This is a genomic window from Moritella sp. 5, assembly GCF_018219455.1.
Taxonomy (GTDB): domain Bacteria; phylum Pseudomonadota; class Gammaproteobacteria; order Enterobacterales; family Moritellaceae; genus Moritella.
Window position 1 is genome coordinate 29,404 of sequence record NZ_CP056122.1, and the last position, 16,526, is coordinate 45,929.

At 41.5% G+C, this 16,526-nt stretch carries 7 protein-coding genes, 3 tRNA genes and 3 rRNA genes; 12 read left to right on the plus strand and 1 reads right to left on the minus strand.

All coding sequences use genetic code 11. The features are described 5' to 3' along the window. The first annotated feature begins 21 nt into the window (after positions 1-21). From HWV01_RS00120 to pdxY, 12 genes are all read left to right on the plus strand, one after another. Complete coding sequence (locus tag HWV01_RS00120; protein WP_211673552.1) at positions 22-1,479, plus strand: TrkH family potassium uptake protein; 1,458 nt, start codon at positions 22-24, stop codon at positions 1,477-1,479. 14 nt (positions 1,480-1,493) lie between these two features. Beyond that, on the plus strand, positions 1,494-2,009 hold the full coding sequence (gene hemG / locus HWV01_RS00125) for a menaquinone-dependent protoporphyrinogen IX dehydrogenase (protein WP_211673553.1): 516 nt from the start codon (positions 1,494-1,496) through the stop codon (positions 2,007-2,009). Positions 2,010-2,488: 479 nt separating this feature from the next. Further along, positions 2,489-4,033: ribosomal RNA gene (locus HWV01_RS00130) — 16S ribosomal RNA — on the plus strand. 77 nt (positions 4,034-4,110) lie between these two features. Beyond that, positions 4,111-4,187: transfer RNA gene (locus HWV01_RS00135), tRNA-Ile, on the plus strand. Positions 4,188-4,211: 24 nt separating this feature from the next. Beyond that, positions 4,212-4,287 (plus strand) — tRNA-Ala (locus HWV01_RS00140). A gap of 220 nt (positions 4,288-4,507) precedes the next feature. Next, positions 4,508-7,399, plus strand: a 23S ribosomal RNA gene (locus HWV01_RS00145). Positions 7,400-7,524: 125 nt separating this feature from the next. Further along, positions 7,525-7,640, plus strand: a 5S ribosomal RNA gene (rrf, locus tag HWV01_RS00150). Together the 16S, 23S and 5S rRNA genes with 3 tRNA genes alongside form the textbook arrangement of a ribosomal RNA operon. 60 nt (positions 7,641-7,700) lie before the next feature. After that, positions 7,701-7,777, plus strand: a tRNA-Asp gene (locus HWV01_RS00155). Positions 7,778-8,237: 460 nt separating this feature from the next. After that, a complete protein-coding gene (gene cadC / locus HWV01_RS00160) occupies positions 8,238-9,833 on the plus strand; it encodes a lysine decarboxylation/transport transcriptional activator CadC (protein WP_211673554.1) in 1,596 nt (531 codons plus the stop codon). Between the two features lie 525 nt (positions 9,834-10,358). Continuing rightward, complete coding sequence (gene cadB / locus HWV01_RS00165; RefSeq protein ID WP_211673555.1) at positions 10,359-11,684, plus strand: cadaverine/lysine antiporter; 1,326 nt, start codon at positions 10,359-10,361, stop codon at positions 11,682-11,684. A gap of 102 nt (positions 11,685-11,786) precedes the next feature. Further along, positions 11,787-13,922 (plus strand): lysine decarboxylase, encoded by a 2,136-nt coding sequence (cadA, locus tag HWV01_RS00170; protein WP_211673556.1) that lies wholly within the window; start codon positions 11,787-11,789, stop codon positions 13,920-13,922. Positions 13,923-14,020: 98 nt separating this feature from the next. Further along, complete coding sequence (gene pdxY, locus HWV01_RS00175) at positions 14,021-14,881, plus strand: pyridoxal kinase PdxY (RefSeq protein ID WP_211673557.1); 861 nt, start codon at positions 14,021-14,023, stop codon at positions 14,879-14,881. 66 nt (positions 14,882-14,947) lie between these two features. Here pdxY and lysS read toward each other — a convergent pair whose 3' ends face one another. Further along, entirely contained in the window at positions 14,948-16,459 is a 1,512-nt protein-coding gene (gene lysS, locus HWV01_RS00180; RefSeq protein ID WP_211673558.1) for a lysine--tRNA ligase, read from the minus strand. Positions 16,460-16,526 lie beyond the last annotated feature (67 nt).

Consider the following 16,526-nt stretch of genomic DNA (forward strand, 5'->3'; position numbering starts at 1 on the left):
TATTTAGGGATAAAAATAATAATGCAATTCAGGGCAATTTTAAGAATTGTTGGGATATTAGTTACCATCTTTAGTGTGACTATGATATTCCCTGCACTGATCGCCGCAATATATAAGGATGGTGGTGGTCTCGTCTTCATTAATTCGTTTGCTTTTTGTGTCACGTTAGGCAGTATCGTATGGTACCAAAACCGCAATTATAAAAAAGAATTAAAAGCCAAAGATGGTTTCCTGATTGTAGTTTTGTTTTGGACGGTTCTGGGGAGTGTTGGTGCGTTACCCTTTATTCTTTCTGAGCAACCAGATCTCAGTGTCGCTGGTGCATTCTTTGAATCTTTCTCTGGTTTAACGACAACAGGTGCAACCGTTATTGTTGGACTTGATGAGTTACCTAAAGCATTGCTGTTTTATCGCCAGTTTTTACAATGGCTAGGTGGTATGGGTATTATTGTACTTGCTGTTGCCGTATTACCTGTTTTAGGTATCGGTGGTATGCAGCTTTATCGTGCAGAAACCCCCGGCCCAGTCAAAGATTCTAAGATGACCCCCCGTATTGCTGAAACTGCAAAAGCACTTTGGTATATTTATTTATGCCTTACAGTTATTTGCGCAATGGCGTTTTGGCTGGCTGGGATGACTATTTTTGATGCTATTGCGCATAGCTTTTCGACTATTGCAATCGGTGGATTCTCTACACACGATAGTAGTATGGGCCATTTTGATAGTTCGGTTATTAATATGATCACTGTGGTGTTCTTAATTATTGCGGGGATGAATTTTTCACTGCATTTTGCCGCATTCTCAATTAAAGGTTTTAAACCTGGCGCTTACTTACATGATCCGGAATTACGTACATTCTTATTTGTACAACTTACACTTGTGGCTATTTGCTTTTTTATTCTCTTGTCTAAAGGTGTTTATGAGTCCCCTGAACTGGCGTTAGACAAAGCGGTTTTTCAGGCTGTTTCAATTTCAACAACTGCTGGGTTTACGACGACCAGTTTCCAAAATTGGCCATTGTTCTTACCTGTACTGCTTGTGTTTTCGAGTTTCATTGGTGGTTGTGCCGGCTCTACTGGTGGTGGTATGAAGGTGGTGCGTATCCTATTACTTTATTTACAAGGTATGCGTGAAATGAAACGTTTAGTGCATCCTCGTGCCGTATATAAGATTAAATTAGGGAAAAAAGTATTACCCGATCGTGTTATCGATGCGGTTTGGGGTTTTTTCTCCGCTTATGCCTTGGTATTTATTATTTGTATGTTGGCATTGATCACGACGGGTATGGATGAGCTATCGGCCTTTTCTGCAGTGGTTGCAACACTAAATAACTTAGGGCCGGGACTTGGACAAGTTGCGGTACATTTTGGTGACGTTAATGACAGTGCAAAATGGATATTAGTTGTTGCTATGTTATTTGGTCGTTTAGAAGTCTTTACCTTATTAATTTTATTTACTCCAGCTTTCTGGCGTAGTTAAGTGGAATCATATAAATGAAAAAAATGTTAGTTCTGTATTCTACCGTTGATGGTCAAACCTTAAAGATAATTAAAGCTATCGAGGAGTCTATTGCCGATAAGTATCAATGTGAAGTTATGAGCCTTGAAGAATGCCAGCATCTTGATATGGGTATTTTTGATAAAGTAGTTATCGGTGCCTCTGTGCGTTATGGTCATTTGAATAAAAAGCTCTATCAATTTGTTGCTGCACATAAAGCAGAACTTGAAGCAAAAGAGAATAGTTTTTTCTGTGTTAACTTAACTGCAAGAAAAGCTGAAAAGAATACCCCTGAAACGAATGCATATATGCAGGCATTTTTAGAAAAGTCGAATTGGGTACCCAAGCAGCAAGCTGTATTTGCTGGCGCATTGTTATATTCAAAATATAATTGGTGGCAAACACTTATTATCCAGTTGATTATGAAAATAACTGGTGGTAGTACTGATAAGACGAAAGATATTGAGTTTACTGATTGGGCTAAAGTGAAGTCTTTTGCGAAAACATTATAGATTAGAGCGACACATTGGCGTTTAGCATTAAATTTAATCAGTGGTTGTTGGTTAATCGCTCATGTAATAGTGTTTGTAATTATTGACGCTTAAATGCTTGCCTATCAAATCGTTTTATCTATAATAGCGCCCACTGACACGGAAACGTCGTTCAGTAAGGTGTTTACAAATCGACTTCGGTTACTTTTTAAACGTCCTGAATAAAGCATAAATATATGCTTGACTTCAAATTAGGTTTGCGTAGAATACGCAGCCTGACTACGGCGAAAGACGCCAGTGTCAATGCTCTTTAATAATTTATTCAAGCAATCTGTGTGAGCACTTGCAGAGATATAATGACCAAAAATTATATCAATGTAATTGTGAACATTAAATTAAATCGAAAGATTTGGTTTTATAAACAACAAACTTCGGTTTGTTGTTGAAGTACAGAATTCATTGAGCCGACTTAATCGCTTAGGCGATTAGTCAAAAACTTTTAATTGAAGAGTTTGATCATGGCTCAGATTGAACGCTGGCGGTAGGCTTAACACATGCAAGTCGAGCGGAAACGAAGAATAGCTTGCTATTCTGGCGTCGAGCGGCGGACGGGTGAGTAATGCTTGGGAATCTGCCTAGTCGAGGGGGACAACAGTTGGAAACGACTGCTAATACCGCATACGACCTACGGGTGAAAGGGGGCCTCTTCTTGAAAGCTCTCGCGACTAGATGAGCCCAAGTGGGATTAGCTTGTTGGTGAGGTAAGAGCTCACCAAGGCGACGATCCCTAGCTGGTCTGAGAGGATGATCAGCCACACTGGAACTGAGACACGGTCCAGACTCCTACGGGAGGCAGCAGTGGGGAATATTGCACAATGGGGGAAACCCTGATGCAGCCATACCGCGTGTATGAAGAAGGCCTTAGGGTTGTAAAGTACTTTCAGCGAGGAGGAAAGGTAGTAAATTAATACTTTACTACTGTGACGTTACTCGCAGAAGAAGCACCGGCTAACTCCGTGCCAGCAGCCGCGGTAATACGGAGGGTGCAAGCGTTAATCGGAATTACTGGGCGTAAAGCGCATGCAGGCGGTTTGTTAAGCGAGATGTGAAAGCCCCGGGCTCAACCTGGGAACTGCATTTCGAACTGGCAAACTAGAGTTCTTGAGAGGGTGGTAGAATTTCAGGTGTAGCGGTGAAATGCGTAGAGATCTGAAGGAATACCAGTGGCGAAGGCGGCCACCTGGCAAGTAACTGACGCTCAGATGCGAAAGCGTGGGTAGCAAACGGGATTAGATACCCCGGTAGTCCACGCCGTAAACGATGTCTACTCGGAGTTTGGTTCCTTGAGAACTGGGCTCTTAAGCTAACGCATTAAGTAGACCGCCTGGGGAGTACGGCCGCAAGGTTAAAACTCAAATGAATTGACGGGGGCCCGCACAAGCGGTGGAGCATGTGGTTTAATTCGATGCAACGCGAAGAACCTTACCTACTCTTGACATCCATAGAACTTTTCAGAGATGAATTGGTGCCTTCGGGAACTATGAGACAGGTGCTGCATGGCTGTCGTCAGCTCGTGTTGTGAAATGTTGGGTTAAGTCCCGCAACGAGCGCAACCCTTATCCTTATTTGCCAGCACGTAATGGTGGGAACTCTAAGGAGACTGCCGGTGATAAACCGGAGGAAGGTGGGGACGACGTCAAGTCATCATGGCCCTTACGAGTAGGGCTACACACGTGCTACAATGGCGCATACAAAGGGCTGCAAACCAGCAATGGTAAGCGAATCCCATAAAGTGCGTCGTAGTCCGGATTGGGGTCTGCAACTCGACCCCATGAAGTCGGAATCGCTAGTAATCGTGAATCAGAATGTCACGGTGAATACGTTCCCGGGCCTTGTACACACCGCCCGTCACACCATGGGAGTGGGCTGCACCAGAAGTCATTAGCTTAACCTTCGGGAGGGCGATGACCACGGTGTGGTTCATGACTGGGGTGAAGTCGTAACAAGGTAGCCCTAGGGGAACCTGGGGCTGGATCACCTCCTTACGTAAAGTTGTTAATTTTTGTAAGTGCCCACACAAATTGCTTGAATAGAAAGTTGAAAAGCATGTAAGAAATGCGATAGGACTGTAGCTCAGTTGGTTAGAGCGCGCCCCTGATAAGGGTGAGGTCGGTAGTTCAAATCTACTCAGTCCTACCAATCTTCTTACGAACTCTATGATGTGGGGCTATAGCTCAGCTGGGAGAGCGCCTGCCTTGCACGCAGGAGGTCTGCGGTTCGATCCCGCATAGCTCCACCACATCATAGTTGTTAAAATACAAAGCTAAGCAAGCTTAATGCTTATCTTTGCTTTTTAGCAAATTGCTCTTTAAAAATTTGGAAAGCTGAATAAATAAAGAAGTTCTTAAAACACGTTATTGCTTCGGCAATAACAATATAGTGTTCTTGAGTATTCTTGAGGCGAAAAAAACTAGATAATACCTAGTTATTTCAATTGTACGGTCGACTTTAGATTGTATGGTTAAGTGACTAAGCGTATACGGTGGATGCCTAGGCAGTCAGAGGCGATGAAGGACGTGTTAATCTGCGTTAAGCTGTGGGGAGTTGATAAAAAGCGTTAATCCACAGATTTCCGAATGGGGGAACCCACTCTACTTTGTAGAGTATCGTAACGTGAATACATAGCGTTACGAAGCGAACCGGGAGAACTGAAACATCTAAGTACCCCGAGGAAAAGAAATCAATAGAGATACCCTTAGTAGCGGCGAGCGAACGGGGTCTAGCCCTTAAGCAGTTTGGAAGTTAGTGGAAGATTCTGGAAAGTTTCACGATACAGGGTGATAGTCCCGTACATGAAAACGACCTTACTGTGAAATCGAGTAGGACGGCACACGTGATATGCTGTTTGAATATGGGAGGACCATCTTCCAAGGCTAAATACTACTGACTGACCGATAGTGAACCAGTACCGTGAGGGAAAGGCGAAAAGAACCCCTGTGAGGGGAGTGAAATAGAACCTGAAACCGTATACGTACAAGCAGTGGGAGCAGACTTGTTCTGTGACTGCGTACCTTTTGTATAATGGGTCAACGACTTAATTTCAGTAGCAAGGTTAAGCGAATAGCGGAGCCGTAGGGAAACCGAGTGTTAACTGCGCGAATAGTTGCTGGGATTAGACCCGAAACCCGGTGATCTAGCCATGGGCAGGTTGAAGGTTGAGTAACATCAACTGGAGGACCGAACCGACTAATGTTGAAAAATTAGCGGATGACTTGTGGCTGGGGGTGAAAGGCCAATCAAACCGGGAGATAGCTGGTTCTCCTCGAAAGCTATTTAGGTAGCGCCTCGCGTCTAACTATTGGGGGTAGAGCACTGTTAAGGCTAGGGGGTCATCCCGACTTACCAACCCTTTGCAAACTCCGAATACCAATAAGTTCAATCGCGGGAGACACACGGCGGGTGCTAACGTCCGTCGTGGAAAGGGAAACAACCCAGACCGTCAGCTAAGGTCCCAAAGTGTATGTTAAGTGGGAAACGATGTGGAAAGGCTCAGACAGCCAGGAAGTTGGCTTAGAAGCAGCCATCTTTTAAAGAAAGCGTAATAGCTCACTGGTCGAGTCGGTCTGCGCGGAAGATTTAACGGGGCTAAACATACCACCGAAGCTACGGATGCAAGACTTGTTCTTGCATGGTAGAGGAGCGTTCTGTAAGCCGTCGAAGGTGAGTTGAGAAGCTTGCTGGAGGTATCAGAAGTGCGAATGTTGACATGAGTAACGATAATGGGGGTGAAAAACCTCCACGCCGAAAGACCAAGGGTTCCTGTCCAACGTTAATCGGGGCAGGGTGAGTCGACCCCTAAGGCGAGGCCGAAAGGCGTAGTCGATGGGAAACAGGTTAATATTCCTGTACTCACTTATATTGCGATGGGGTGACGGAGAAGGTTAGGCTAGCATGGCGATGGTTGTCCATGTTTAAGGTTGTAGGCTGTATGCTTAGGTAAATCCGGGCGTACATTAAGGCTGAGAACTGATGACGAGTCTCTACGGAGATGAAGTAGTTGATACCCGGCTTCCAGGAAAAACCTCTAAGCTTCAGATATAAGAGAATCGTACCCCAAACCGACACAGGTGGTTAGGTAGAGAATACTAAGGCGCTTGAGAGAACTCGGGTGAAGGAACTAGGCAAAATGGTACCGTAACTTCGGGAGAAGGTACGCCAATGATGGTGAAGGACTTGCTCCGTAAGCTATTGTTGGTCGCAGAGAAATGGTGGCTGCAACTGTTTATTAAAAACACAGCACTGTGCAAAATCGAAAGATGACGTATACGGTGTGACGCCTGCCCGGTGCCGGAAGGTTAATTGATTGGGTTAGACTTAGGTCGAAGCTCATGATCGAAGCCCCGGTAAACGGCGGCCGTAACTATAACGGTCCTAAGGTAGCGAAATTCCTTGTCGGGTAAGTTCCGACCTGCACGAATGGCGTAATGATGGCCACGCTGTCTCCACCCGAGACTCAGTGAAATTGAAATCGCTGTTAAGATGCAGTGTACCCGCGGCTAGACGGAAAGACCCCGTGAACCTTTACTATAGCTTGGCACTGAACATTGAACCTACATGTGTAGGATAGGTGGGAGACGTTGAAGCATTGTCGCTAGATGATGTGGAGTCAACCTTGAAATACCACCCTTGTACGTTTGATGTTCTAACGTAGGCCCCTTATCGGGGTTGCGGACAGTGTCTGGTGGGTAGTTTGACTGGGGCGGTCTCCTCCCAAAGAGTAACGGAGGAGCACGAAGGTTGGCTAAACATGGTTGGACATCATGTGGTTAGTGCAAAGGCATAAGCCAGCTTAACTGCGAGACAGACACGTCGAGCAGGTACGAAAGTAGGTCTTAGTGATCCGGTGGTTCTGAATGGAAGGGCCATCGCTCAACGGATAAAAGGTACTCCGGGGATAACAGGCTGATACCGCCCAAGAGTTCATATCGACGGCGGTGTTTGGCACCTCGATGTCGGCTCATCACATCCTGGGGCTGAAGTTGGTCCCAAGGGTATGGCTGTTCGCCATTTAAAGTGGTACGCGAGCTGGGTTTAGAACGTCGTGAGACAGTTCGGTCCCTATCTGCCGTGGGCGTTTGAGAATTGAGAGGAGCTGCTCCTAGTACGAGAGGACCGGAGTGGACGAACCACTGGTGTTCGGGTTGTTATGCCAATAGCATTGCCCGGTAGCTAAGTTCGGAACTGATAACCGCTGAAAGCATCTAAGCGGGAAGCAGGCCTCGAGATGAGTTCTCACTGGAGCTTTAAGCTCCCTGAAGGGCCGTTGGAGACTACAACGTTGATAGGCAAGGTGTGTAAGTGCTGTGAGGCATTGAGCTAACTTGTACTAATTACCCGTGAGGCTTAACCATACAAATTAAAGTATGATTAATTGAAATACGACTTAAGAATAGACAGAACACTTTATGTTTTAAAGACTTCTTTATTTATAGCTTTTCAGATTTTAAAGATACAACTTGAAAGCAAACCAAATTTGCTTGGTGACCATAGTGTTGCGGTACCACCTGATCCCATTCCGAACTCAGTAGTGAAACGTAATAACGCCGATGGTAGTGTGGGGCTTCCCCATGTGAGAGTAGGGCATCGCCAAGCGCCAAACAACGTCGAGAGACTATAAATTAAGACTGATGGAAACATTAGCACAGATTGTGCGGAGTGGTAGTTCAGTTGGTTAGAATACCGGCCTGTCACGCCGGGGGTCGCGGGTTCGAGTCCCGTCCACTCCGCCAACAAACAACGAAAGCCTGAATCGAAAGATTCAGGCTTTTTTTGTGCCTGAAATTCAGGCACAAAAACACCTGGCACCGGGTGTTTGTATCTTCTCTTGATTATCTCCATTTCGTTATAGCAACGAAGCCCTGAAACTTAAAGATTATAAATCTCTAAGTTTTTGTTACTTTAATATAAGATTATTATTGATCTAACCCCTAAAAAGGATGATTAATATAGAATATGCAAGTTAAATACAATGCCCCAACATGTACTTTTAAGCGACATAAGTCACATCATTCAAAATGCATTAAGATGATAGAAAAGTTATGCAGCTCGCTGTTTTAATACTCATATCATGATAATCGATTATTAGTTAAAAGTTATTTTAATCGTGTCTAAATGACCATTCTCACTATATTTGACGGAAAATAGAACTGTGATATCTTGCTTTGATAATATTAAATGTTGGAATTTGTTATGAATGGTTTATGTTTTCAAATCAGTAATTGGATATTGATTGTTGAAGAAAATAAACTGTACCGACAAGGAAGAGAAGTAACAGTTGAACCCCGTTTGGTTAATTTATTATCCTTTTTAGCATTGTCACCGAGTGAAGTCTTTGGACGCGAAGAGCTGATTGAGCACATATGGGATGGTGCTATTGTTAGTGACCAAGTGGTGACACAGTCTATTTTTGAGCTGCGAAAAATATTAAAAGATGGGCGTGTTGATTGCGAACGATTTATTGCTACTGTCCCTAAACGTGGATATAGGTTAGTCGCAGACACAATAAAACTAACTAGTGATGATGCCCGTATACTTATCTCTGAAGGCAAGAATACAGGCGTAATTATTGATGACGAAAAAAGTTTAGATAAAGATACTGAGTTTGACTGCGAACAATCCATAACCGTGTTTCCAGCTGGGCCATTAACACGTGCAGTTACGCATATCTCTAATCACACCGTCGCTGCTGAAGCAAAATGTAGTATAGAGCTTACTTTCTATCAGCGTTATAAATTTCAGTTATTTGATTTTTTCTTATTATCTGTTTTAATTTGTATTATTGTTCTGTGCACGTATGTACAAAGCCAGCCCGAAATTACTAAAGCATTAGATACACAAGTTATTGAGTTTAGTTATTATGGCAGTCAGAATTCAGATATCACCAGTGAGGAGCTCGCTGATGGCATTAGTCAAAAATTGATGTCAGATGTATTAATGCTTAGTGATTATCGTGTGCAATTAAAAAAGACAGCCTTTACAAAAGGTATATTACCGGGAAAATTGGTTAGTGTCAGAGTTGATAAGCAACAAGGTCTGTCTTACTTAGATATCAATTATCGAAATTATGCGTCGAATAGAATTATATTTAGTAAGCAGTATCCCATTTCAGATGGTGATATGTATATGAATTTGCGTCAAGCATCTTCGGATCTTATGACTGCTCTACACATAAATCCGACACAACAACAACTTGACAATGTAATGGTTGGCTTACCTAAAGAACAGAGCCTATTAACGAAATTGATTATTGCTAATCATTATACTAATCAAGTCGATCCTGTTTTATTTAAACAAGGTATTAACCTATTTGAAGAAATACTTATGGAAAAACCGAATGCTAGATTAGTACTTGCCGAACGTTATATTGCCTACAATGTATTATCTTCATTATTGCCAACAGCTGATTTGGTAAAAGAAATTAAGCAATCAAGTGATGATTTATTAGCAAATGAAGCGAATATTAGTAATAGGCTATTACTTGCAAGAGAATATGAAGCGTTTGCTTTGCAAGCTTTACTTAAAGGGGAGGAATCAAAAGCAAATCGCTTAATTCAACTGGCGGGGAAGGATCGTCGTTCTTCTTTATACTACATAATTACTGGGAAGTTATCCGAGTTAAGTGGCAATCTTGATAGTGCTGGTGATGCTTATACTCAGGCTTTTTACATTGATACTTCCATCGGAACTTATCAGTTAAGTTCCAATCTGGCATTCCATAGTAACCTTGAGACAATTGCCATTTTTATGCATAAGGCAATGAACCTTAATTCTATCAAACTAATATAAGTTAACTTTTAGCCTCTGCTTGTCAGGGGCTTTTTTGTATCTACGATAAAGTGCTTGGCATGCAACTATTAACTATTATTCGTTACCGTTATTTATACCTCACTATCCTCACTGCCAATATTACCTTTCTGTTGTTGTAATTCTGCATATAAATACTACTAATCTAAAGTTTTAGCTTTTTGATCATCATCCATAAGTTGGTGTTTGGTTAATAAGCATCATATTTAATCTTTATAAATATACTTTTTCGAAAATATAAACCTATTTTATCTGGTTAATCGTAAGATGTTGTTTTTAATCGTTAAAAATTGGTTTTATTATAATGAATATATAAACTTCGCTTAATTTCCTAATGATTTTATTGTTCATTTTACCTTTATTTTTTTCTCTCTCATTCAACGTAACCTGCAATTAGAAATTCAGGTGGCCTGCTGAGACTCATTTTTTCTCTCGGCAATATCACCATTTAATCACTGGTTTGCTTACTGAGCATATTGCTCTACTTGATAAAATTTGGGAGATGAGATGTCATCTAATACAAAAAAAATTGGCTTAATTGCCTGTACTGGTGTTGTTGCCGGGAACATGATGGGCAGTGGTATTGCATTGTTACCGTCTTCTTTAGCTGCTGTCGGTTCGGTATCTATATTTAGCTGGATAATCTGTTTGGTTGGTGCGCTAAGTTTAGCCTTTGTATTTGCGCGTTTATCGACAAAAGACCCACAAGAAGGTGGACCGATTGGTTACGCTGGTGATGTTGCGCCAGTACTTGGCTTTCAAACGGGTGTGCTTTATTACCACGCCAACTGGATTGGTAACTTAGCGATTGCTATTACAGGTGTTTCTTATCTTTCCGTGTTCTTCCCTATTTTATCAAGTCCAATTCCAGCCGCTATCGCAACCATTGCATCGGTATGGATATTTACTTTCATCAACTTACTTGGTGGTACTTGGGTTAGCCGTTTATGCACATTAGGTCTTGTACTTATTCTTATCCCTGTGATTGGTACAGCTACAGTCGGTTGGGCTCATTTTGATACCACGGTTTACAGCCAGAATTGGAATGTGTCATCTGGTAGTGATTCAAGCGCCATTATTAGTGCTGTACTTATTTGTTTATGGTCATTCGTTGGTGTTGAATCTGCAGCCGTGTCCTCAGGTATGGTTAAAAACCCTAAACGCACAGTGCCGTTAGCTACAATGCTTGGTACGTCGTTAGCTGGTGTTATCTATATCTTATCTACGCAAGTTATTGCCGGTATGTTCCCTGCTGCTGAAGTCGCTGCTTCTGGTGCACCTTTTGCTCTTGCTACTACGTCTATTTTTGGTAGTTGGTCTGCACCGTTTGTTGCTGCATTTACTGCGCTTGCTTGTTTCACATCGCTAGGTTCATGGATGATGTTGGTTGGTGAAGCCGGTAAACGTGCTGCTGCTGATGGTAACTTTCCTGCTGTTTATGGTGAAACGGACAAATCTGGTGTTGCTAAGAAAGGTTTAGTACTGGCTTCAATTAAGATGACGTTCTTGATGGCATTCATCACTATGTTTAGTGGCTCATCAAATACCGGCGATTTATTCAATCAGCTCACTACAATTGCAGTGCTACTCACTATGCTGCCTTACTTTTATTCAAGCGTTAACTTAATCCGTCTAGAAAGCATGACCACACGTAATATCTTCGTGATGTTTTTCTCTGGCATTGCGTGTGTATTTTGTCTAATCGCCCTCGCTGGAGCAGAAAGTTCTGCATTAACAGGTACTTTCCTTGTCTCGCTTATCATTCTTGTTTTCTACGGCAAGAAGAAAGGTCTTTCTCAAACTCAGCCTGCTGCGATATCTAAAACTGCTTAATCTGAATAATCAATTTCAATAAACCCTTTTAATTAATTTTAGGCGCTCTCTAATCTCTATCAAATGATAGCGAGCGCCCTCATTCGTCTTGGAGATTTCCAAATGAACATTATTGCTATTTTAAACCACATGGGTGTGTTCTTTAAAGAAGAGCCTATTCGTCAATTACATGCTTCTTTAGAAAAAGCTGGTTATCAGGTTGTTTATCCTGTTGATGACAACGATTTGATTAAAATGATCGAAATGAATCCTCGTATCTGTGGCGCGATCTTTGATTGGGATAAATACCCGCTAACCCTTTGTGAACAAATCAATGCGGTAAACGAAAAATTACCAGTATTTACTTTTGCTAATGAGCAATCGGCCCTTGATGTATCATTAACTGAGTTGCGTTTGAATGTATCTTTCTTCGAATACGCGCTAGGAATGAGCGATGATATCGCGTTAAAAATAAATCAAGCGATTGAGAAGTACAAAGGTGAACTAATGCCTCCATTCACAAAAGCGTTGTTTAACTATGTTGAAGAAGGTAAATATACATTCTGTACTCCTGGTCACATGGGCGGTACGGCGTTCCAACGTAGCCCTGCAGGTAGTATCTTCTATGATTTCTATGGTCCAAATGCCTTTAAAGCTGACGTATCAGTGTCGATGCCAGAGCTTGGTTCATTACTTGATCATTCAGGTCCACATAAAGAAGCTGAAGAGTACATTGCGAAAACATTTAACGCAGATCACTCTTATATTGTGACGAACGGTACATCGACTGCAAACAAGATTGTCGGTATGTTCTCTGCGCCATCTGGTAGCACGGTGCTTATCGACCGTAACTGCCATAAGTCACTGACTCACTTATTAATGATGAGTGACATTACGCCAATCTACTTCCGTCCAACGCGTAACGCGTACGGTATTTTAGGTGGTATTCCACAAAGTGAATTCAGTCGTGACGTGATTGCAACTAAAGTAGCGGCTACACCAAATGCCGTTATGCCAAACTATGCAGTAGTAACTAATTCTACTTATGATGGTTTGCTATATAACACCCAATATATTAAAGAAACATTGGATACTAAATTTATCCACTTTGACAGTGCTTGGGTTCCTTACACTAACTTCAATAACATTTACGAAGGTAAGTGCGGTATGAGTGGTGAAGCGATGCCTGGTAAAGTGTTCTATGAAACACAATCTACCCATAAACTATTGGCTGCATTCTCACAATCATCGATGATCCACATTAAAGGCGACATTGATAAAGAAACATTCAATGAAGCCTATATGATGCATACTTCAACGTCGCCACAATATTCTATTGTGGCGTCAACTGAAACTGCAGCAGCGATGATGCGTGGTAATACAGGTAAAAAATTAATGCAAGATTCTATCGATCGTGCCATTCGTTTCCGTAAAGAAGTTAAACGCCTTGAAAAAGAAACAGAAGGTTGGTTCTTTGATGTATGGCAACCAGAAGATATTGAAAAAACCGAGTGTTGGAATCTAGATCCAAAAGACACTTGGCACGGCTTTAAAGATATCGATGCAGACCACATGTACTTAGATCCAATTAAAGTAACGTTGTTAACTCCCGGAATGGATGATGACAACCTAGCTGAAACGGGTATCCCTGCGTCATTAGTGGCTAAGTTCTTGGATGAGCGTGGTGTTGTGGTAGAAAAAACAGGTCCATATAACCTGTTATTCCTATTCTCGATTGGTATTGATAAAGCGAAGTCATTGGCATTATTACGCGCTCTAACTGAGTTCAAACGTGGTTTTGATTTAAACTTAACGGTGAAAAACTTCATCCCTACGTTATATGCTGAAGATCCAAAGTTCTATGAAGACATGAAAATCCAAGACTTAGCTCAAGGTATTCATGACATGATGAAGAAATTCAAACTGCCAGAGCTTATGTTTAAAGCCTTTGATGTATTACCTGAACTTAAAATAACACCGAATGCGGCGTGGCAAGAAGAGTTACGTGGCCACACTGAAGAAGTGAAGCTAGAAGAGATGGTTAATCGTGTAAATGCTAATATGATCCTGCCTTATCCTCCTGGTGTGCCACTTGTATTACCTGGTGAGATGATCACTGAGACATCGCGCCCAGTATTAGATTTCTTAGAAATGCTGTGTGAAATTGGTACAGAGTTCCCTGGTTTTGAAACCGATATTCATGGTTTATACCATCAAGCAGATGGTAGCTATACAGTGAAGGTTTTAAAGCAAGATTAGGTTGCATTTAACCATTTTATCTATAAATTAATATTATTGATGATTCAACCAAAGAGGGTTTTATGCCCTCTTTTATATTTCTTGTTAAGGTATTATTTATGAAATCTATCTTGTCTATTCAATCTCATGTTGTATTTGGTTGTGCGGGTAATAGTGCTGTCGTTTTTCCTATGCGTAGAATGGGGGTTGAGGTGTGGCCGATTAACACGGTACAGTTTTCGAACCACACCCAGTATCAGCAAGGGTGGCAAGGAATGGTAATGCCAGTTGATCAAATTAAGAGTCTAGTTGATGGCTTAGTCAATATTGACAGCTTATCAAGTTGTGACGCTGTATTAAGTGGCTACCTCGGCTCAGCCACACAAGGCAAGGAAGTACTTTATGCAGTAGATCAAGCTAAACAGCATAACATTGATGCTTTATATTTTTGTGACCCGGTAATGGGTCATCCTGAAAAGGGCTGCATTGTTGTACCTGAAGTCATGGATTTTTTCAAATATCACGCATTGCCAAAAGCAGATGTCATAGCGCCAAATTTACTTGAGTTAGAAACGCTGACGGATATGAAAATAGAGAACATAGAGCAGGTGAAGCAAGCATGTTCTTTGTTATTAGACCAAGGCGTAAAGATTGTATTGGTTAAGCATTTGAGTAAAGCAGGTATAATTGCAAGTCAGTTTGAAATGTTGTTAGCGACGGCTGATGGTTACTTCCACATTACTCGTCCTTTGTATGACTTTATTCGCCAGCCAGTTGGTGTCGGTGATTTAATTAGTGGCGTGATGTTAGCTAATTTATTAGCTGGTCATACAGCTGTGCATGCTTTTGAATTGACGAATGCTATTGTTGATTCTGTATTGCAAGAAACGTTTAAACAGAACAGTTATGAATTAGAGTTAATTGCGGCGCAACAGAAAATTGCTCATCCTACGATTAAAGTCAAAGCACGAGTATTGTAATTTGACGGATTAGATATGGTAAACAAGGCAACCTAAGGCTACCTTGCTTGTATTAATACTCGTGTATTATTTATTCTGTAGACGTAATGTTGGGAATAAAATTACGTCACGAATAGTATGACTATTGGTAAATAGCATGACCAAACGATCGATACCTATACCTTGTCCTGCCGTTGGTGGTAAACCATGCTCAAGTGCAGTTACATAATCTTCATCATAGAACATCGCTTCGTCATCACCCGCTTCTTTCTGTTGTACTTGTTCTTTAAAGCGTGCATCTTGGTCTTCAGCATCATTTAACTCTGAGAAGCCGTTCGCAATTTCACGACCGCCAATAAAGAACTCAAAGCGATCTGTAATAAGAGGGTCATTATCATTACGACGTGCTAACGGTGATACCTCTGCTGGATATTCTGTAATAAAGGTTGGTTGAATTAATTTTTCTTCTACTGTTTCTTCGAAAATCTCGGTGATCACACGACCTATTCCCCAGCTTGAATCAATTCTAATATTCAGGCTTTCTGCTAATTCAGTTGCTGCCGCTAATGTTGCAAGTTGCTCTGCACGGATCTCTGGGTTGTATTTCAGTATTGAGTCTTTCATACCTATTTTTGCAAAAGGCTGACCAAAATCAAATGTTAGATCACCATAAGGTACCATTGGCGAACCAAGAATATCGAGTGCTAATATACGTAGCATTTCTTCAGTTAAAGTCATTAAATCATTGTAATCTGCATAAGCCATGTAGAATTCAAGCATGGTAAATTCTGGGTTATGGCGTGTTGAAATACCTTCGTTACGGAAGTTACGGTTAATTTCAAATACACGTTCAAAACCGCCAACAACAAGTCTTTTTAAATAAAGTTCTGGTGAAATGCGTAAATACATATCCATATCTAAAGCATTGTGTCGTGTTATGAATGGACGGGCAGAGGCACCACCAGGGATCACTTGCATCATAGGGGTTTCCACTTCCATGAAACCATGTTTGTTTAATAGATTACGGATCCCTGTCACAACTTGAGAGCGAATTGTAAATGTATTACGTGCTTCTTCGTTGGCGATCAAATCGAGATAACGTTGGCGATAACGGGTTTCTTGTTCTGCTAAGCCGTGGAACTTGTTTGGCAGAGGTCGTAGCGCTTTTGTCAGCAGTTCGATATTGGTTAAGTTAAGCGTTAACTCACCAGTTTTGGTTTTGAATAATGTACCTTCAGCACCAACAATATCGCCAATATCCCATTTTTTAAACTGCTCGTTATAGAAATTCTCTTGCAGGTTATCGCGGCTTACATATAGTTGTATCTTACCACCCATGTCTTGTAGCGTTACAAAACTTGCTTTACCCATTATTCGACGTGTCATGATACGACCAGCTACTTTTACCGTAACTTGTAATTTATTTAACTCATCTGCACTTTTATCATCGTATTTATTTAGCAGTTCATTTGAGATCGCATCGCGGCGAAAGCTATTAGGAAAAGCATTACCTTGGTTACGTAAGTCTGCCAATTTTTGACGACGTTGTGCAACCTCACTTTGAAAATCGATTTCTGGATTTTGAATGGTTTCCGACATATATAGCCTCTTATCTTTTATATATTAATTCATGTTATATGATTTATTGTTGAGTTAATTATTACGT

Coding starts and splice junctions, on each gene's coding strand:
- lysS (WP_211673558.1), bottom strand. CDS start 16,459: ATGTCGGAAACCATTCAAAATCCAGAAATCGATTTTCAAAGTGAGGTT.
- cadB (WP_211673555.1), top strand. CDS start 10,359: ATGTCATCTAATACAAAAAAAATTGGCTTAATTGCCTGTACTGGTGTT.
- pdxY (WP_211673557.1), top strand. CDS start 14,021: ATGAAATCTATCTTGTCTATTCAATCTCATGTTGTATTTGGTTGTGCG.
- HWV01_RS00120 (WP_211673552.1), top strand. CDS start 22: ATGCAATTCAGGGCAATTTTAAGAATTGTTGGGATATTAGTTACCATC.
- cadC (WP_211673554.1), top strand. CDS start 8,238: ATGAATGGTTTATGTTTTCAAATCAGTAATTGGATATTGATTGTTGAA.
- cadA (WP_211673556.1), top strand. CDS start 11,787: ATGAACATTATTGCTATTTTAAACCACATGGGTGTGTTCTTTAAAGAA.
- hemG (WP_211673553.1), top strand. CDS start 1,494: ATGAAAAAAATGTTAGTTCTGTATTCTACCGTTGATGGTCAAACCTTA.